Annotated in this window: 18 protein-coding genes and 4 tRNA genes; 8 read left to right on the top strand and 14 right to left on the bottom strand. The window is 35.6% G+C overall.

Translation table 11 applies throughout. The features are described 5' to 3' along the window. Positions 1-243 precede the first annotated feature (243 nt). Entirely contained in the window at positions 244-1,692 is a 1,449-nt protein-coding gene (locus C9J51_RS05915) for an NAD-dependent succinate-semialdehyde dehydrogenase (RefSeq protein ID WP_045040855.1), read from the bottom strand. A 281-nt stretch (positions 1,693-1,973) separates the two neighbouring features. Here C9J51_RS05915 and C9J51_RS05920 point away from each other — a divergent pair, with 281 nt between their 5' ends. Next, entirely contained in the window at positions 1,974-2,810 is an 837-nt protein-coding gene (locus C9J51_RS05920) for a pirin family protein (RefSeq protein WP_045038619.1), read from the top strand. A gap of 185 nt (positions 2,811-2,995) precedes the next feature. Next, entirely contained in the window at positions 2,996-4,309 is a 1,314-nt protein-coding gene (locus C9J51_RS05925; RefSeq protein WP_107274902.1) for a diguanylate cyclase domain-containing protein, read from the top strand. 52 nt (positions 4,310-4,361) lie between these two features. On the opposite strand, the gene C9J51_RS05930 is transcribed toward C9J51_RS05925, so the two are convergent. Together C9J51_RS05930 and C9J51_RS05935 are read right to left on the bottom strand one after the other, a co-directional pair. Then, positions 4,362-4,835 (bottom strand): DUF2947 domain-containing protein, encoded by a 474-nt coding sequence (locus tag C9J51_RS05930; protein ID WP_045038621.1) that lies wholly within the window; start codon positions 4,833-4,835, stop codon positions 4,362-4,364. A gap of 150 nt (positions 4,836-4,985) precedes the next feature. Further along, positions 4,986-5,141, bottom strand: coding sequence for a hypothetical protein (locus tag C9J51_RS05935; RefSeq protein WP_308810709.1), 156 nt, complete (start codon positions 5,139-5,141; stop codon positions 4,986-4,988). Positions 5,142-5,583: 442 nt separating this feature from the next. On the opposite strand from C9J51_RS05935, the gene C9J51_RS05940 reads away from it, so the two are divergent. Further along, positions 5,584-6,411 carry a DUF3108 domain-containing protein gene (locus C9J51_RS05940; RefSeq protein ID WP_045038623.1) on the top strand — a complete coding sequence of 276 codons (828 nt, stop codon included), beginning with the start codon at positions 5,584-5,586 and terminating at the stop codon, positions 6,409-6,411. Between the two features lie 51 nt (positions 6,412-6,462). Here the strand turns inward: C9J51_RS05940 and C9J51_RS05945 are convergent, their stop codons facing one another. Further along, positions 6,463-6,714: a hypothetical protein gene (locus tag C9J51_RS05945; protein ID WP_045040857.1), complete on the bottom strand. Its 252-nt coding sequence runs from the start codon at positions 6,712-6,714 to the stop codon at positions 6,463-6,465. A gap of 150 nt (positions 6,715-6,864) precedes the next feature. Between C9J51_RS05945 and C9J51_RS05950 the strand changes: the two genes are divergently transcribed. Continuing rightward, positions 6,865-7,044 (top strand): DUF3012 domain-containing protein, encoded by a 180-nt coding sequence (locus tag C9J51_RS05950; RefSeq protein ID WP_045038625.1) that lies wholly within the window; start codon positions 6,865-6,867, stop codon positions 7,042-7,044. Between the two features lie 99 nt (positions 7,045-7,143). On the opposite strand, the gene C9J51_RS05955 is transcribed toward C9J51_RS05950, so the two are convergent. From C9J51_RS05955 to C9J51_RS05975, 5 genes are all read right to left on the bottom strand, one after another. Continuing rightward, a tRNA-Leu gene (locus C9J51_RS05955) sits at positions 7,144-7,230 on the bottom strand. 107 nt (positions 7,231-7,337) lie between these two features. Continuing rightward, positions 7,338-7,424 (bottom strand) — tRNA-Leu (locus C9J51_RS05960). A gap of 66 nt (positions 7,425-7,490) precedes the next feature. Beyond that, a tRNA-Gly gene (locus tag C9J51_RS05965) sits at positions 7,491-7,566 on the bottom strand. 11 nt (positions 7,567-7,577) lie between these two features. Next, positions 7,578-7,651 (bottom strand) — tRNA-Cys (locus tag C9J51_RS05970). 160 nt (positions 7,652-7,811) lie between these two features. Then, entirely contained in the window at positions 7,812-8,735 is a 924-nt protein-coding gene (locus C9J51_RS05975; protein ID WP_045040702.1) for a PfkB family carbohydrate kinase, read from the bottom strand. Positions 8,736-9,189: 454 nt separating this feature from the next. Here C9J51_RS05975 and C9J51_RS05980 point away from each other — a divergent pair, with 454 nt between their 5' ends. Continuing rightward, complete coding sequence (locus C9J51_RS05980) at positions 9,190-11,067, top strand: DUF294 nucleotidyltransferase-like domain-containing protein (protein ID WP_045036640.1); 1,878 nt, start codon at positions 9,190-9,192, stop codon at positions 11,065-11,067. A gap of 15 nt (positions 11,068-11,082) precedes the next feature. Further along, on the top strand, positions 11,083-11,832 hold the full coding sequence (locus tag C9J51_RS05985; RefSeq protein ID WP_045040701.1) for a 3'-5' exonuclease: 750 nt from the start codon (positions 11,083-11,085) through the stop codon (positions 11,830-11,832). A gap of 100 nt (positions 11,833-11,932) precedes the next feature. Here the strand turns inward: C9J51_RS05985 and C9J51_RS05990 are convergent, their stop codons facing one another. From C9J51_RS05990 to C9J51_RS06000, 3 genes are all read right to left on the bottom strand, one after another. Continuing rightward, positions 11,933-13,510, bottom strand: a complete 1,578-nt coding sequence (locus tag C9J51_RS05990; protein WP_045036642.1) for a BCCT family transporter — start codon at positions 13,508-13,510, stop codon at positions 11,933-11,935. Positions 13,511-14,079: 569 nt separating this feature from the next. Further along, complete coding sequence (locus tag C9J51_RS05995; RefSeq protein WP_045036643.1) at positions 14,080-14,286, bottom strand: hypothetical protein; 207 nt, start codon at positions 14,284-14,286, stop codon at positions 14,080-14,082. A 74-nt stretch (positions 14,287-14,360) separates the two neighbouring features. Then, entirely contained in the window at positions 14,361-14,678 is a 318-nt protein-coding gene (locus C9J51_RS06000; protein ID WP_045040700.1) for a glutaredoxin domain-containing protein, read from the bottom strand. A 382-nt stretch (positions 14,679-15,060) separates the two neighbouring features. Here C9J51_RS06000 and amrA point away from each other — a divergent pair, with 382 nt between their 5' ends. Then, positions 15,061-15,681: an AmmeMemoRadiSam system protein A gene (amrA, locus tag C9J51_RS06005; RefSeq protein ID WP_045040699.1), complete on the top strand. Its 621-nt coding sequence runs from the start codon at positions 15,061-15,063 to the stop codon at positions 15,679-15,681. Between the two features lie 159 nt (positions 15,682-15,840). Further along, complete coding sequence (locus C9J51_RS06010; RefSeq protein ID WP_045040698.1) at positions 15,841-16,296, top strand: hypothetical protein; 456 nt, start codon at positions 15,841-15,843, stop codon at positions 16,294-16,296. A 41-nt stretch (positions 16,297-16,337) separates the two neighbouring features. On the opposite strand, the gene C9J51_RS06015 is transcribed toward C9J51_RS06010, so the two are convergent. Beyond that, a complete protein-coding gene (locus C9J51_RS06015; protein WP_322788506.1) occupies positions 16,338-17,474 on the bottom strand; it encodes an endonuclease/exonuclease/phosphatase family protein in 1,137 nt (378 codons plus the stop codon). 95 nt (positions 17,475-17,569) lie between these two features. Next, complete coding sequence (locus tag C9J51_RS06020; protein ID WP_045040697.1) at positions 17,570-18,061, bottom strand: hypothetical protein; 492 nt, start codon at positions 18,059-18,061, stop codon at positions 17,570-17,572. Positions 18,062-18,156 lie beyond the last annotated feature (95 nt).

The following is an 18,156-nucleotide window of genomic DNA, read 5'->3' on the forward strand; positions in this document are numbered from 1 at the left end:
TACTATTTATTATTAATCACTTTAACAATACGTTGAAAGTGTATATTTTCACTTTACTCTACCTAGAAACTAAACAAAACAATTTATAAGTTCATCATCTATAATACCAGCCAGTAAAGCTATTATATTAATAACAATAACAAATCCTCGATTTATAGTGCCAATGTCGTTTATATTGCGAGTAAATAAAATAAAGCCCTTAAAAAGAGCTTTATTTTTAATACAATAAAGACACAAAGATAACTAAATACCACCCATCAGGGTATATTTCATTTCAGTATATTCTTCTAGGCCTTGATGAGCACCTTCTCGACCTAATCCTGATTCTTTAACGCCACCAAATGGTGCAAGTTCAGTTGAAATAAGGCCTTCATTCACGCCTACCATGCCATATTCAAGTGCTTCACTAACATTAAATGCGCGCGATAATGATTGCGTATAAATATAAGCAGCCAAGCCTGAATCAGTATTATTAGCGCGATCAATAACATCTTGATCATCATTAAAGCTAAAAATAGCGGCTAATGGGCCAAAGGTTTCTTCAGTCGCAACTAACATGTCATCTCGAACATCACGAATAATCGTTGGCTGAACAAAACAGTCACTCGAAAGTTGTTGACTACCTAACACTAAATGAGCACCTTTTAACATTGCATCATGAATATGACGTTCAACTTTTTCAACCGCAGATCGATTAATTAAAGGCCCGATAGTCACACCGTCATCTAATCCATTGCCGATCTTCAGTAATGCCACTTGTTGACGTAATCGATCAATAAATTGTTCATAAATACTACTATGTACATAAATGCGATTCGCACAGACACATGTTTGGCCTGCATTACGAAATTTAGCAATCATCACACCTTCAATGGCACGATCAATATCAGCATCATCAAAAATAATAAAGGGTGCGTTACCGCCTAATTCTAATGATACTTTTTTCACACTGGCAGCCGCTTGCGCCATTAACAATTTACCAATCGCTGTAGAGCCGGTGAAAGAAATCTTTTTAACTTTTTTATTACCTGTAAGTTCAGCACCAATTTTAACGGCATCTCCAGTAACAACACTAAATAAACCATCAGGGATACCCGCTTCTTGCGCTAATGCTGCAAATGCCAATGCTGTAAAGGGAGTATCAGGTGCGGGTTTTAATACCACAGCGCAACCTGCGGCAAATGCAGGACCACATTTACGGGTGATCATTGCTGCGGGGAAATTCCATGGCGTAATAGCCGCCACCACACCCACCGGTTGACGTGAAACCAAAATACGCGCGTCAGCTTTGTGACTTGGAATAATTTCACCATTCATACGCTTAGCTTCTTCGGCATACCATTCAATAAAGCTGGCGGCATAGACTATTTCACCTTTAGCTTCATTGAGTGGTTTACCTTGCTCTAACGTTAAGATAGTGGCTAATTCAACCGTATGATCAATAATCAATTCATACCATTGACGCAGAACAGCCGCTTTATATTTTGCGGTTGTTTTTGACCAGCGTCGATAAGCATTATCTGCACAATCTATCGCAACGCGTGTTTCCTCAACCCCCATCAAAGGTACACTCCCAATGACTTCAGCTGTAGCAGGATTAGTCACAACGGTATGTTTTCCTGAATATGCGTTGACCCACTCACCATTTATAAACGCTTGTTGTTTAAACAAACCACCTAAAGATAATGTCATTACGATACCTTGCTTTATTTTATCGATGAATTAGTAACAAAAAGAGTGCTCATTAACACTCTTCATTGAAATAAATAACTAATTGATTACGTTATTATATTACAACCTTACTAATATAACAGCTTAGGTAGGCATTCAGAGACACCCAGAGCTTAGAAATAAAATCACAAAAATAGCATCATTCATCAGCAAATAATTATTATCACGACTACGCTTTAGCTAATATAGATATTAAAAATAAACGTCGTGTTACTGCCATTTAAAGTGGATATAAATATCTTATGCCAAAAAGTAGACAGCTTACCCACATTCGTCATGGTATAAAAAAAGGCATTACTACTTCTTTCATCCATGAGAAACATTTTCCAACCACTAATCCATTTGTTTTATGGGAACATTTCACATCAAAGCAAAACAATAATCATGCCTTAAATTTTCATGGCCATTCAGGAATAGAAGCCATTAGCTATCCTCTTACTGGGACGATTTTACATCACGATTCAACACAACAGCATCATATCGTTAAAAGTGGTGATATTCATATGATGACCAGTGGTCAAGGTATCATTCACAAATCAACCACGTTACCACAGCAATCAATAAGTGAATCGTTCCAATTATGGATAGCCTTACCTGCAACTGATAATAATGAAATGTGCCAACCGAAGAGTCAACTATTCAAAAAACACCATCTTCCTCTCATTGAGGATAATCATTCAACAACAAAAGTTTTAATTGGGGATTATCATCAACACACAAGTCCAATAAAAAGCCAATGTGAACTAATATTGCTCGATATTATCATGGCATCTTACAGTACATGGTGTTTTACTCCTCCCAAACACTATCTTTCTTGTTTTATTTACTTAAAATCAGGGGTTTCTTATAGTGCTAATAATAAATTAATGCCATTTCAGATAGGATTTTTCGAATCATCATCAGCACCAATAATTATTACCACAACAAGTCAAAGCTCACGGTTTTTTATCGCTTGCGCAGTTCCATTACAACAACAATTAATAACCAATCAATCATCTATTCACTCTTGTAAAAATAATATAGATAAAAGTGAAGTCACAATAAAAAATTTAATGGATAAGATGAAAAACAAAAATTAACAAATCCTTAATTATTATATATGTATCAATAAAAAATACTTATAAGTTTAATATGTACTACTTTATAAATACCGTGATATCATTTTCAACAGTTCTTATATTAAAAATAAAACATTAATGTGTAATAAACATCATGGCTAATGTTGTTATTTCACCATAGTAATTAATGTCACAAGGTATTTTTTATGCTGACCTTCAAAAGGTTTTCTTCAAATTACTCAATATATAAAAAAATAGCACTTCAACTTATCGTGTTTTTTATAGCTATTTATATTATTTTTCAATTGCTTATAATTACCAACTTTTTCAGTAAAGATACCTTAAATGTTATTCATGCACACTCCGTCAAACTAAACATATTACTGATTTTCACTCTTTTTTTTATTTTTTCCTATATTATAAATCGTATTAACAAATGGTTTGTCAACCCATTAAAACAATTAAAAGATTCAATTAGTAACGATAGTGATATACATATCAACGATAACATTCACGATGATGATATAAGCGATGTATTTAAATCTTATCAAAGAATGATTAAAAAAGTTGCCGACAAAGATTCTCAAATAAATTTAAAGATATCTACACTGACTCAAGAAAAACAAGCAGTCATGCATCAGCAACAATTAACGTCAAGTATATTTAATAATAGTCAGGATGGAATTATCCTGCTTGATAAGAATGGTATTATCACACGTGTAAATCCAATGTTTTGTCACCTAATAGGTATTAAATATGAAAATATCATTCATCAGCCTTTAATAAATTTCATTAACATACCTGCATTTAAAAAAATTAAAGCCTCACTTTCTCATGAACTAAATAGTACTCATCAATGGCAAGGTGAATTTAATATTCAACATGTTATAAATAAGAACAACATTCCTTTATATGTAAAGATAAACAAATTAATTGACAATAAAAACAAAGATATACAATACTCTATTATCGCAACAGATCTAACCACAATCAAAGAGATTGATCGTCTAGTACATATCAATCACCATGATCCACTAACAGAATTACCCAATAGAACAGCGCTGATTAACCGCTTAAACGATGAACTTAATATACAACTAACAACTCATCATAAATTTGCGGTTCTTTTTATCGATCTAGATAACTTTAAAGTAATTAACGATAATTATGGTCATCAAATGGGTGATAAAGTACTAAAAATAACAGCCCATAAATTACGGAACTCCGTAAAAAAAAGCGATATGATCGCACGTCTTGCCGGTGATGAATTTATAGCTATCATTAACCCAGCAACAGAACATAGTGCTGTTGTTCAAACATGTAGGCGTATATTAAAAATACTCCAACAACCGATTACTATCGATAAACATCATCTAACAATAAATGCCAGTATAGGGTGTTACTATGCACATCCAAATAAACAACAAACCATTGATGAAATCTTATGCCAAGCAGATATTGCAATGTATCAAGCTAAAATAGCAGGGAAAGGATGTATTGTAGAATGTAATTCATTTTGATGAAAATGCCGTATACATGGGCACGTATACGGCATTTAAAATTACGTCTAATTTATGGGCGAGTTGCTAATTGGAAAGTACCATTAGATTGAAACCAAACCGCTTGTTTTTGCTTTCGGCCAAGTAATAGTGGGCCATCATCAAAAAATAAAAAATTCTTCCAATTACGCTTAAATACACCCCATTTAGTTTCAATGATATTGTATTTTCCATAACAGAAAAAAATAGTCGTATTATCTTCCCACTTAATATCAACCTGTAGGGCTGCGGGTAACTCAGGCTCATCACTATCCCAAGCTTGCTGCCAATCTATTGCGTCTGACCAAATTTTTTTATCAAAAGCCCAGTCATCTTTTTCGAAATGATCCGCATCAGGACTTTGACTACTCACATGTTCACACCACAATTGCGCCGAACGAGCTTGAGTAAATGGTTTTATTTGTACTAAATCTGCTTCAGCAACAGGCATTGAAGCATGAGTGAAAATCCATTTACGTACGTAACTATCAAATTCGGTATAATTCATTTGTCAGCCTAAAAAAATAAAGACGACGCAATGTACATCAGTGTTGATATTTGTTCCAGTCTCTCACCAATAATTTTTATATATCTACTTTTAGAAGATAATAAAACACAACAAAACTGAGCCCATTCACAATAAACATAACATGCTTATTTACTTAGTTTGTCCCCACAAATCACTCACCCAACCACCAATATGATCGTCATAATGATTATCAGAAAAAGTAGGAGATGTTTTTATCGGGCTACCATGATGACATTCAAGAAGTTCAGATATATGCCTCGCCATCGGATCATCGGTGGACTTCATTTGCCTTTTTTGGGCAACTTCCTTAATAACCTGTAATCTATATGACGAGTTCATTTTTTTCATCTCTAACTCCTCTCAGTAAAATACACAAATAACAACCAAATAAAAATAGGCTTCTCCGAGGATTACGTCAAATAACTAACGGTAAATTATCTTATGCTTAGCTTATAATCTATAAAATTTATATTATAAAAAACAATACGTTACTATATTTCATGTTTATATTAAAAATATACATTCCTTATAATAAACTTAACCAACTGATTATAATAAGTTTTTTAAAAAACATTTTTTTTATTTAATTCTTAATTATTCACACTGTGATCTCGATATTGCACCATAATTAACAGCGTTAATCTTATGGTACATCTGTTAAACTATTAGTTAGCTATATAATTAATACCTATCAACGTAATTATTTGCGACTATTTCAGGAGTGTTCGTGCGTTTATTACCTATTATGACTTTTTCTTTAGTGAGCCTATTCACTATCTCCATTAATGCTAACGCAGACACATTTGTGCCTTCTTCTATCATTAACAGTAATCCTATTCCAAATAGCACATTAACGAAGATAAAAAGCACCCCCAATCCATTATTACCAAACCAAAATAATAAATGTAATAAGACATTGAACTATAATGTTTTTTTTGAAGGTCATGATATAGGTAATTATCAACGTAATTTAGTATGGAATGGCACTCAAGCTGATATCTATACTAAAAGCACTGTTAATGTCTTAATCACCAAAGCAAAATTAAGCCAACATTCAAAATTGCACTGGTCACCACAACGTCACAGTTTTGTAACTGATTCTTTTGAACGCAAAATAAATGGACTAATGACAGGTACAGTATCTGCTACTTTTACTGATAATGGCAAAAAATCGACTGTAATCGAAGATGGCAAATCACATCAATTTAATGAAACCTTATTACCAATCCTTGATGGTGATACGATTGGTGTACAAATGCGATTAGATATTATGCAAGGTAAGAAGAATTTTGATTTTATTTTGCAAAATAGTGATGATACAAGCCATTACTACTTTAAAGTTATTGGAGAAGAAACAATTGCCACTAATTTTGGTGATCTAAAAACAATTAGGGTTGATCAAATCAAGAAAAATGATCGTAAACTATCATTATGGTTTGCTCCTTCGATCGACTATCAACTCGTACGTGCAACCTACAAGCGTAAATTACTCGACTTAAAAGCAGTCTTAGTCAGTAAACAAATCATCTGTCCTGCGCCTGTATTAATAAAATAATAAAACATAACATTATTAAATAGCTACGTATTAACGGGCTGTTTAATATGTTTATTTTACGATCGCTTTACTACCAATAATCTTATAGGCAGGCGCACCTCGAACCAATGTATCGCGAGCAAATAACGTCTGACATTCAGGACAAACACAAGCTTGTTGCGTAAAATCCTTACTTATCCTTTCTTTGAAACATTTGATCAATGCCCCCTTCCCACCTTTACGATATTTAAACAATAACGTTTTACAACGGCCGCACAATACATCAATCGTTTTAACAGGACCTTTTTTATTGGGTTTAGCCATTATAGTTTTTATTTTCCTGCCTAATACTAACAATATAAATATAATATCGTTAATCGTTCACTGAGTGTAATATTAAATAATATAAATCATCTTTACTACAAACATAAACAATAGTTAATCGATTATTTATTAATCAAAAGAGGGATACCAATGAAAATAATTTTAGTTTTAATAACGGCGGTATTTTTATTATCAGCATGCTCACCAACCGTGGGAAGTAAGAAATGGTGTAACCAGCTAAAAGAAAAAACAAAAGGAGAATGGAGTGCGAATGAAGCAGTTCAATTCACTCAAAACTGTATTCTTCGTGCAGATGATAATGAAAAATAGCGTTACTGTACTGCTTTATATTAATTTAACGCTATGATAATAAATACAAAAACAACAGATGAAAAAAAAGCTCATCTAATGATGAGCTTTTTTAAAAGATGGTGCCCCGGGCCGGACTTGAACCGGCACAGCGCGAACGCCGAGGGATTTTAAATCCCTTGTGTCTACCAATTCCACCACCAGGGCACGCAATTTAATGCGATGGGTAAGACACCATCTGTAGATATCGCTATTTAGCCATATCTTTTAATTCTCTATTTTTCTGCTTCATTTACATATTGCAAATGAAAAGATGGTGCCCCGGGCCGGACTTGAACCGGCACAGCGCGAACGCCGAGGGATTTTAAATCCCTTGTGTCTACCAATTCCACCACCAGGGCACGCAATTTAATGCGATGGGTAAGACACCATCTATAAATATCGCTATTTAGCCATATTTTTTAATTTGGAGCGACACACGAGGTTCGAACTCGTGACCTCAACCTTGGCAAGGTTGCGCTCTACCAGCTGAGCTAGTGTCGCAAGAGGAAGTATGGAGGCGCGTCCCGGAGTCGAACCGAGGTACGCGGATTTGCAATCCGATGCATAGCCACTCTGCCAACGCGCCATATTTCCTAACCGATAAGACGTTGTCGTCTCGCGGTATGGGGTGCATTCTACGGATTACTGAGGATGAGTCAACTGCAATTTTTACTTTTGCGATCGTTTGATTATTTTACATACAAAACAAGCCATTCCGATCATATGGTGTTCAATGGTTTATCTATCTACATTATATCGCGCATTGAATCAGAAGGAATAATCGCATCGGAGCATGTCGTTACTCTATGGCTAAGCTTTTGTGCCAACAATAATGATTGTGAAATTGTTTGCTGATCAATTCGAGCAGCAAGATAACCTGCAACAAATGCGTTATCTGCTATCTGATCACCATACTGCACTGCCAATTTTATAGTTGCTACTCGTAATAAAGCATCAGAACGAATAACCAAGCTACACACAGTACATTCCGCTCTATTTGATTGCTTAAATACAATCTCACGACACCCCCATTTAACATAGCGTTGCGTTAAATAGCGTGGACTTCCCCAAATTTTCATTTCATCATTTAAATCAACAAATGCGATATCTGCATAAGAAAATATTTTTTCATACCAATATTGTGCTTGTTTTGTTGACCATAAATCAGCTCGAAAACTGTTATCTAAATAAACCTTACCGCCCTTTCTCTTATGTATTTCCAATAAGCTTAAAAGCAATGCTTTATCATCATCAGTTAACACGGCAAGACTACTACCACTAATATAAATAGCTTCATAATCACTCTCTATCAGCGCATGATTTAATAATGTAGATCCATAAGAAAAATAATACCGCATCGCATTATCTTTATTCCAATAATGATAATGGTACTGACCACTATTATCCGTTTCAATAAAACATAAATTAGGAAATTTAGTCGCTAAGCATTTAACCAAACTGGTATCAATATTTTCTCGTTGCCAACATTGCAGCATTTGCATTGATATTTTTTCAATGCCAATACATGTTGCATAGCTAACGCTAATATTACGAGATCCCCCTAGCCGCGCTAGATATAAAGCTCGATTAACCACATTACCGCCGTAAGTTTGATATCGAGGTGAATGGTTAAGCTCAACTAATGCTTCTCCAAAAAAAACAATCTTCATATCTTCCCTCGCTAGAGATAACAATAAACAATAATACACCGCTTAAAATTGACTCATTAAAAGCGTAATACATTCTGTTTTATCACTATCCTCATAATGCTCTAGATTTATGCTTTTTTTAGATGAAAATAGGGTTTATTTGATAATAATAAAACATCCCTACTCTTAAATTTTTCACGCTATTTTATACTGCTCATTGAAGACTTTATTTATGATCTAGACCGCTTAAATCAATAGGGTTTATGGTTAATAATCATCAATGCCTCTTTCTCAATAACTATTATGATTAACAGTTACACCTGTAATCGTTCAAACTAACAATATATGATTTCCATACTTGCATAGGTTACAATTCTAATAGTGATAGGCTCATTTATAATGACATCAGATCTATCGCCCTCTAATTATTATCTGCGGAGCCTTGCTCCTGTTTTTTATTGATGTGGACTGATATATGGAAGCAGAACAAACAGAAATTCTTAATTTTATTAGCCAATATCCACCGTTCGAGTTACTGCCAGAAGAGCAGCTGAACGAATTAGCTATCGAAATTGAAGTGGCCTATCACCGCGCAGACAGCATGATTTTAAACCTCGGTGATAGCATTAATGACCTATTTCTTATTCGTAGTGGTGCCGTTGAGGTTTATCGTCGTAAAGGAGAGCTATATAACCGTTTAGATGAAGGTGATATTTTTGGGCAAATGGGATTATTAATGAATAATCGAGTCAGAATGCCCGCAAAAGCCTTAGAAGACACCCTACTCTATTGCATACCAGGTAATCTCTTTACCAAACTCTGTGATGACTATGATAGTTTTGCTGACTTTGTTGAAGTTGATGATGGTTCTCGTCTGCGCCACGCTGTCTCTCGTCAAAATGATGAAAATGATTTAACCACCTCTAAAGTGCGGACATTACTGACTCGCGATGCAGTAATTCTGGATCAAAATGCAACCATTCAAGTTGCCGCTCAAACGATGGCTGATGAAGGTATTTCAGCGCTACTTATCTGCGATGAAAACATCACTGACGATGATGATGATAATGACTTAATTGTCGGTATTATTACTGATCGAGATCTATGCACACGAGTGTTAGCGCTTGGCGTATCAACCGAAGAATCAGTCTCGACGGTGATGTCAACCGAGCCGATCACACTCGATCATAATGCCTATGTGTTTGAAGCAATGCTTACCATGCTGCGCTCTAATATTCATCACTTACCCGTCATGCGAAATAAACATCCCGTCGGCATTATTAGTGTTTCTGATATTGTGCGCTATGAATCTCAAAATAGCTTATTACTCGTCAGTAGTATTTATCAGCAACAATCAGTAGAAGAATTAGCGGCATTATCTACGCAAGTTAAAGACTGTTTTGTACGTATGGTTAATGAAGATGCTAATTCACATATGATTGGTAGTGCGATGGCAGAGATAGGCCGCAGCTTTAAACAACGGTTGCTTGAGCTCGCAGAAGAGGAATATGGCCCACCACCTGTGCCTTATTGTTTTCTAGCCTTAGGTTCAATGGCGCGTGACGAACAATTAATTGTTACAGACCAGGATAATGCCATTATTCTTGATAATCATTTTAATTATGACAAGCACAATGCCTACTTTGAAAAACTGGCTAAATTTGTTTGTGATGGTCTTGCTGAATGTGGTTATGCCTATTGTACGGGCGATATTATGGCAACCAATCCAGAATGGCGAAAAACCCGTCAACAATGGGAAGATTGTTTTGCCGATTGGATTGATAACCCTAAACCCGTCGCATTACTTAACAGTTCAATATTCTTTGATCTTGGTGGTGTATGGGGTAAAACGAAATGGGCAAAACAACTTAATGGCTTTATCGTCCGTCGAGCACGAAATAGCCCTCGCTTCTTAGCATGTCTAGCCCGAAATGCTTTAAACCGCACCCCTCCATTAGGATTTTTCAAAGATTTTGTAATGGAAAAAGATGGTCGACATAATAACTCCATCAACCTTAAACGCCGTGGTACAGCGCCGTTAGCCGATTTAATTCGCGTACATGCCCTTGCCGTTGGTTCACGTTCACAAAACTCACTTGAACGCCTTGATGATATTATCGATAGCGGCATTCTACCTCCAGGTCGAGCACAAGACTTACGTGACGCAATGGAATACATCTCTTTAGTCCGTATTCGTCACCAAGCATTGGATATTGAAGCAGAAATCGAGCCCGATAACAGTATTGAACCTGAAAACATGTCTGATTTTGAACGCCGAAATCTCAAGGATGCATTCCAAATATTAAGTAAAGCACAAAACTTTGTGAAATTTCGTTATCAATCAGCAAGATAATAAAAAGAGCAGTTAATGTTTCATTACGGATCAAAACAATCTGCTTCGGCACACTTTACGCGTAACATGCCAGTTCCTGACTGGCATTTACGGTTTAAAACATTAGCGCAAGAAGCAAAAGATAGCCGCATAAAATCTTATTATCAGACCGGTATTATCTCTGAAGATACACCATTAAGTGAAGTGTCTTTTGTCGCTCTAGACTTTGAAACGACAGGACTCAATTCAGAAACTGATGATATTGTTAGTATCGGATTAGTACCCTTTGATTTTCATCGTATTTATTGCCGAGAATCACAACATTGGGTCGTAAAACCAAAGGTAAAACTAGAAGAAGATTCTGTGGTTATTCATGGTATTACGCACTCTGACGTTCAACAAGCACCCGATTTACGCCGAATTCTTGAAGCTGTATTAGATGCCCTTGCTGGAAAAGTCGTCGTCGTTCACTATAAAAATATTGAACGTCAATTTATGGATCGTGCGTTAAAAATTCGCTTAGGTGAAGGGATTGAATTTCCCGTTGTTGATACGTTAGCCATTGAAGCTACCATTCAACAACAGCTAATTAGTGGCCTGTGGAATATATTAAAAGGTAAACGTCCAGGCTCAGTACGACTCGGTAAATGTCGTTCTCGTTATGGTCTACCAGCCTACCAACCACACCATGCGTTAACCGATTCTTTAGCAACAGCAGAATTACTTCAAGCTCAAATAGCTTATCACTTCACTCCAGAGACTCCCATTGGCCACCTTTGGGAATAAACAATGGTTAACCAAAAATAGAGTCATAAAAAAGCAGCCATTCAGATAGTATTCTGAATAGCTGCTTTTTTTAACGTTTAATTTATAACAACCAATAAAACTATTTCTTTATTTTCTCGGTTCTAAAGCCCATCAATAAACTGACACACATTAGTAATAAAATAAACGTAAACGGTAATGCTGTAGAGATCGTACCCGCTTGTAATGCTTCGATGGCTTGCGTACCACCAACCCATAACAATGCAATAGCAATAACACCTTCAACGGCAGCCCAAAAAATACGCTGCGCAACAGGGTTATCAACTTTACCACCAGCAGTAATACTATCGATAACCAATGAACCTGAATCTGATGATGTTACAAAGAACACCAGAATTAGAATCACCGAAATAAATGACAAAATAGTACCAAATGGTAATGCATCATACATCTCAAACATTGCTAACGGCACTTGAGTAATACCTTTCGCGCCTAATGTACCAATATGATCCATGATCTGGTGAATCGCTTGACCACCAAATACTGACATCCAAACAATCGTTACTGCGGTTGGAATCAGCAATACTGCGATTAAGAACTCACGAACAGTACGACCTTTTGAAATTCGAGCAATAAACGAACCAACGAATGGAGACCAAGAAATCCACCATGCCCAATACACAACAGTCCAAGCATGCATCCATTTTTCATCAGCACGATCATACGGATTACTTAATGGAATAAAGTTTTCAATATAGCCCATTACTGTCTTTGGAATAGTATCAATAGAAACAGCAAAACCAACAAGTGCTACAAAAATTAATAAGACAACGGCAACTATCATATTAATATTACTCAGTAACTTAACACCAGAATCGATGCCTTTTGCTACAGAATAAATCGCCACACAAGTAACAACAATGATAATACCAATCTGTAATTCTAAGCCGCCATGAGTACCAAACACATGGTTAATACCACTCGCTGCTTGTTGTGCGCCTAAGCCTAATGAAGTAGCTAAACCAAAAAGTGTGGCTAAAACAGCTAGAATATCAATGATATGTCCAGCCCAACCCCAAGTACGATCGCCAAGAATAGGATAAAATACAGAACGAATAGAAAGAGGCAATCCTTTGTTATAAGCGAAATATGCCATTGATAATGCAACAACGCCATAGATAGCCCAAGGGTGTAAACCCCAGTGGTACATCGTTGCACCCATCGCGACTTGAAAAGCTTCTGGTGTTCCTGGTGTAACATTTAATGGTGTAGAACCGCCCCAGCCCGTAAAATAAGCAGCGGGTTCAGCAACACTCCAAAACATTAAGCCAATACCCATACCAGCGGCAAATAGCATTGAAAGCCATGATAATGTTGTGTGCTCAGCTTCTGCATCTTTACCGCCTAAACGAATACGTCCATATGGCGATACAATTAACGCTAAACAAAAGAAAACAAAGAAATTACCGGCCCAAATAAATAAAGAAGCAAATTGATTAACAATCGCACCTTTTATACTGTCTAATGTCGCTTTTGCTGTAGCTGGATCTGTGATTAAAATTGCAACTAAAAAAATGATTATAAGTCCAGCACTCACACCAAAAACGGCATTGTGTACATCAAACCCCCACTTTTGGACATTATCTTGACCAATCGTGTAATCCGTATTATTTATACTATATTTATCGTGTTTACTCATTATTACATCCTGTTAGATATCGCCTCAACTATAATATTTAGTCATGTAAATAAAAATTGAAGCGCCATTATATAACCACTAGTAGACAAGCACTGTCAACAGAGAGACAAAACAACCAAATGGCTGAATTTGATTAATTTTCAACCTTAAAATAAGCATTGCGATTACTTAAATTTAATCACAATATCTATTTTTTATTTTGTACTCTAACTATCTATTGCTACAACTTTAGTTCATTTGAACTTTTTAACTACTATTGTTCTGTCGTTACAATAAATTACATTTACTTTTATTACGCTTAATCAATGGATTAGACACAATATTCATTAAAAATAAAAGAAATTATTATCCATATAAATAAATAAAAAATATAGACGTTAATTTTCCATATTATCAACACCAAATAAGTCATTATTAACAACTAGCATTTAGTGCAAATAATAAAGCTAATTAATAAATTAATACGGTTAAAAAGCTATTTATAATTAATTAGTAAGTTTGCAGAAATCACTCGGTTTCGCGTGTTTTTTAATCAAAAATAGACAATTAAAAACAGGCATTAGCCGATATTAAGCAAACTCAAGTGAGATAAATGTACAACCTTTCAAACACCCAATACCTGGCTTTTCACTTTGTTCTGGCGTAATAAGTACCAAAGATTGATGGCATTGCTCACAAGTGACAATTTTACCTTGCATAACCTTTTTTATCACCGAATGTTGGTCATTAAAAGATTGTTTCGTTTGTTTATTTAGTTGTGAAAAATCTAGTTTCATTGTCTATTTCTCAGGTATTTATCAATAAAAAGGAGGCCACAGCCCCCTCTCTCATCATCTATATGTCAAGAATTCTATAATTCAAAATCATCAAAACTTGTGTTATCAACTTGGCGCTCAAGAAACGCAACCAAGTCATCATGACCACCAATATAGTGACCATTTAAAATGATTTGTGGCACAGTTCGCACGTTAACATTTGCACGATGTTGAATAAAATCCACCATAACGGTTTTAGTTAATTCTTGTCCCAATACTAATGTTGTATATTCAGTACCTTGTTGATCTAATAATGCTTTTGCTTTCACACAATACGGACAATTAGGCTGAGTAATTACAACATTTTGGTATTCACTTAATTGCTCAATCGTCAAACTTTGGTCATTGCTCATAAATGGATTTATCTTTGGTATTAAAAATAACATTAACGATAAAACAATCTACGTTACGAGTAAAATTTATAAACAACACAATTCAAAAAAACAATCAAAAAAGTACAAATATTACTCAATTATGGCGATTTAATAACACTCAGACAAAAAAATTACAAACAGTATAAATTTGACAAACAAGTTAACACTTTTTACTTCAGCATATATTGAATAATCAGCAAAAATAGATGATATTAATCAGACAGAAAATAAGTGATTGCCTATAAAACATTTTTCATCACTGTCAACATTTTATAAATACACATTTTCGACACGATTTCGTCATTCATTATTTATATACGGACGTATTGATAATTCATAAGATTCAAAAAGGAGAACACTGGTGAATATTTCAGCTGTCACACATCAAACATACAATAAAGGTGAACTTACACAGCTACTGGATATTGCCCGTGATGCTATTCGAGGTCATTTTTCAGACAAAGCAATTTCAACGTCAGCGCCTAAACTTGAGCACTATACGCGAAAAATGCTTCAACCAGCAGCATGCTTTGTAACACTCGAAGTTAATGGTCAACTACAAGGTTGTATAGGCTCAACGATTGCAACAAAACCATTAATATTAGAAATGCACAATAAAGCCATTGGCAGTGCTTATGAAGATCGTCGCTTTATGCCTCTAGCAGAAGATCAACTCAATGATTTAAGCATTGAAGTCGAAGTGCTATCACCGTTAGCTGTACAACCATTCACTACTGAAGCTGACTTATTTGAGTATTTATCTCATAACAAACAGGGAGTGTTACTGACGGATAGACATGTACAAACGATCGTATTGCCAAGTGCTTGGCGTCGAGGATTATCAACGCTTCAATTTATACAACTGCTCAAACAAAAAGCCGGTTGGCCCGCTAATTATTGGTCTGACACCATGGTAATTAAAACATTTACTACCTGTGCACTTAAAGAAAATTTCAATACTATCCGTGGTAAATATTTTTAAATAACAATCTAAAAATACCATCAATATAAAATGACTAAAATATTTAGTCATTTTATCATTTTCATAACATTCCACACCTAAAAATATGGCATACTTTACGTAAATTCAACTTTAATTAAAGATACATTGTGTATTTTATTATTACTTTAACGGGGTTTTATGCGTAAATTTTTATATCCATTTTTAACCGGATTGATGCTATTAATAACATTGAGCGGCTGTAATTCAACACCAAAAGAAACCGATAACGGTTGGGTTAAACTAGCAACTAAAACAGCTAATTTTCAAACAGATACTGATACCGTCACAATCCATTCGTTCTTTAATTCTAACCACTATGGTTCTCTTAAATTAACGTGTACCCAAGGTTCTGTACAAATAGATGCTATTCAAGTTAATTATGCTGATGGTCATGTACAAAAACTATCAACACTAGGTTTACTGACTAAAAATAGTTCTACACGAGCAATGACACTAGATCGCGCTCAAAATAAAATAAAATCGATTCAATTGACATATAACAGTCTCGGTAATGCAACATTAAATTTAGCGGGCATAACGAAAAAAGCCAAACTTGAGATTTGGGCAAAAAAATCAGCAGATACCAATAAATAATGCGGATTTACAGTGGAACAATCGTTATTGTTCCTCTTTTATTATAATACGGGCTCAACATATTTTATATCCACCCAAACAAGCCGATGATCAGATCCTGCGGTCGGTTTTTCTCGTCCTTTATCATCAAGCACTAATTGTCGTAACGGATGATCTTTTTCAGGCCAAAATACACCACTCTTTACAACATTTAAATTAGCCGATGGCAACACATAATCTAAACGCATTCCACCTAAATGTGTCCATTCATTACGACATCCTTTTCGTTGCTGCCACGGACGATGTTCCCCCGCCCCCATACTTTTAGGCGTTAATACCCCATGACTTACCTGTTGGTGAATCCGAGGGTGGTTAAGTAAATCTTTAATCGGGGTTTTTAAGCCATCGCCATCGGTAACATCAGCATTAAGATCGCCCAACACAACAAAAGATTGATCGAGAGCTAGCCCACCAACAATACCCGCATCGTCCTCTAAATACGCAGCATTATCGAGAATATCGCAAATAAGTTGAATTTCATCATGATTTCGCTTGGCGTTACGACGCTCAGGCCCGTCAAAAACAGGAGGTGTCGGATGACAACACACAAGGTTAATTACTTGTTTATCTCGCTGTATTGGTACAATAAGGTGATTTTTAGACGATAACCGTAATATATTTACCGCTTCAGGACTGTAAAAATCACGAGGGATCAATGTATTTGGCATCGTGTTCCACAGCAGATGTTGCCATGAACGAACATTATTATCTTGAATAGGGTATTTAGATAATAAAACAAAACCAAAATTACCGTGAAAATGACCAAATCCCATTCCATCAGCTGGCAATGAAATCATGCCATCCTGGTTGAGATCAACCTCAGTTAATAATCCGGTATTGGTTGCTGGGCACAAACGGTATGGGTATTCGATAGGCTTCTGACCATATTGAGAAATCGCTAAATAATTATCACAGAAATGGGCCAATGCGCCATCATCACCCCCATCTCCAAGATGATCGAACTCACACAGCAATATCACATCAGCTGCGGCATGTTGAATAATGGCTGCGAGACGTTTTAAACGCGTAATATTAGGATTTGTTGTTAATGCTAATATTTTGCCCGGTTCACTGTCTGACATCGAAATATTAAACATCGCCACACGCAGTGATTGATTACGACTAGACGTAGATTTCACTTAAATTCTCATATACATATGCTTTTATACCAAACATTGTAATCGTCATTAACTATACCGCCAATAATAAACATCAGATTTATAAATAGATAATACTACTGATTATTCATTAATGTATTCAGTGCTAGCCGAATTTGTTTCGCGTCATAACTCGCACGATGTTTAACGGGTCCTTGCCGATCAAGGGCTAATTGAAAATATTCACGGTCAAGACCATTATGTTGTTTTAGCCAACAACAGATTTCCGTTAACATAAATGAAGGCCGCATATGAGCCGCATGATATAACCGACCTAACCAAAACAAATCCCATTCACTATCACAAAACACCCGTTCATATTGCCCTAAAACTGCATTAAGATGCTGGCAAACATCGACAACTTGCTTACCATCTTGCTTTAATTCATCCCGTGTAATGCCATGAATATGTGATTCAGAAAAAGTGTCCCAATACAGCCACTCATCACTGGCTGATAACGGATTAATGAGTAAGCTATGATCCACACCACTTGGTAGTGAGTAACCTACTTCTATTGGATAAGAAAATTCTGAGAGTCCTGATGCTTCAAAATCTAATGTCGCCCACATTACACACTCCCTGTTAGGAAATATTATATTAATTGTCATATTTATGACTGTCATAGACTTATTAATAACAATAAACTCAATACAGATTAAATGTA

It is taken from the genome of Photobacterium iliopiscarium (assembly GCF_003026395.1).
Classification (GTDB): Bacteria; Pseudomonadota; Gammaproteobacteria; order Enterobacterales; family Vibrionaceae; genus Photobacterium; species Photobacterium iliopiscarium.

What these genes read in the sequence shown, in the direction of transcription:
- C9J51_RS05915 (WP_045040855.1), bottom strand. Translation starts at nt 1,692, where the DNA reads ATGACATTATCTTTAGGTGGTTTGTTTAAACAACAAGCGTTTATAAAT.
- C9J51_RS05920 (WP_045038619.1), top strand. Translation starts at nt 1,974, where the DNA reads ATGCCAAAAAGTAGACAGCTTACCCACATTCGTCATGGTATAAAAAAA.
- C9J51_RS05925 (WP_107274902.1), top strand. Translation starts at nt 2,996, where the DNA reads ATGCTGACCTTCAAAAGGTTTTCTTCAAATTACTCAATATATAAAAAA.
- C9J51_RS05930 (WP_045038621.1), bottom strand. Translation starts at nt 4,835, where the DNA reads ATGAATTATACCGAATTTGATAGTTACGTACGTAAATGGATTTTCACT.
- C9J51_RS05935 (WP_308810709.1), bottom strand. Translation starts at nt 5,141, where the DNA reads ATGAAGTCCACCGATGATCCGATGGCGAGGCATATATCTGAACTTCTT.
- C9J51_RS05945 (WP_045040857.1), bottom strand. Translation starts at nt 6,714, where the DNA reads ATGGCTAAACCCAATAAAAAAGGTCCTGTTAAAACGATTGATGTATTG.
- C9J51_RS05950 (WP_045038625.1), top strand. Translation starts at nt 6,865, where the DNA reads ATGAAAATAATTTTAGTTTTAATAACGGCGGTATTTTTATTATCAGCA.
- C9J51_RS05975 (WP_045040702.1), bottom strand. Translation starts at nt 8,735, where the DNA reads ATGAAGATTGTTTTTTTTGGAGAAGCATTAGTTGAGCTTAACCATTCA.
- C9J51_RS05980 (WP_045036640.1), top strand. Translation starts at nt 9,190, where the DNA reads ATGGAAGCAGAACAAACAGAAATTCTTAATTTTATTAGCCAATATCCA.
- C9J51_RS05985 (WP_045040701.1), top strand. Translation starts at nt 11,083, where the DNA reads ATGTTTCATTACGGATCAAAACAATCTGCTTCGGCACACTTTACGCGT.
- C9J51_RS05990 (WP_045036642.1), bottom strand. Translation starts at nt 13,510, where the DNA reads ATGAGTAAACACGATAAATATAGTATAAATAATACGGATTACACGATT.
- C9J51_RS05995 (WP_045036643.1), bottom strand. Translation starts at nt 14,286, where the DNA reads ATGAAACTAGATTTTTCACAACTAAATAAACAAACGAAACAATCTTTT.
- C9J51_RS06000 (WP_045040700.1), bottom strand. Translation starts at nt 14,678, where the DNA reads ATGAGCAATGACCAAAGTTTGACGATTGAGCAATTAAGTGAATACCAA.
- C9J51_RS06010 (WP_045040698.1), top strand. Translation starts at nt 15,841, where the DNA reads ATGCGTAAATTTTTATATCCATTTTTAACCGGATTGATGCTATTAATA.
- C9J51_RS06020 (WP_045040697.1), bottom strand. Translation starts at nt 18,061, where the DNA reads ATGTGGGCGACATTAGATTTTGAAGCATCAGGACTCTCAGAATTTTCT.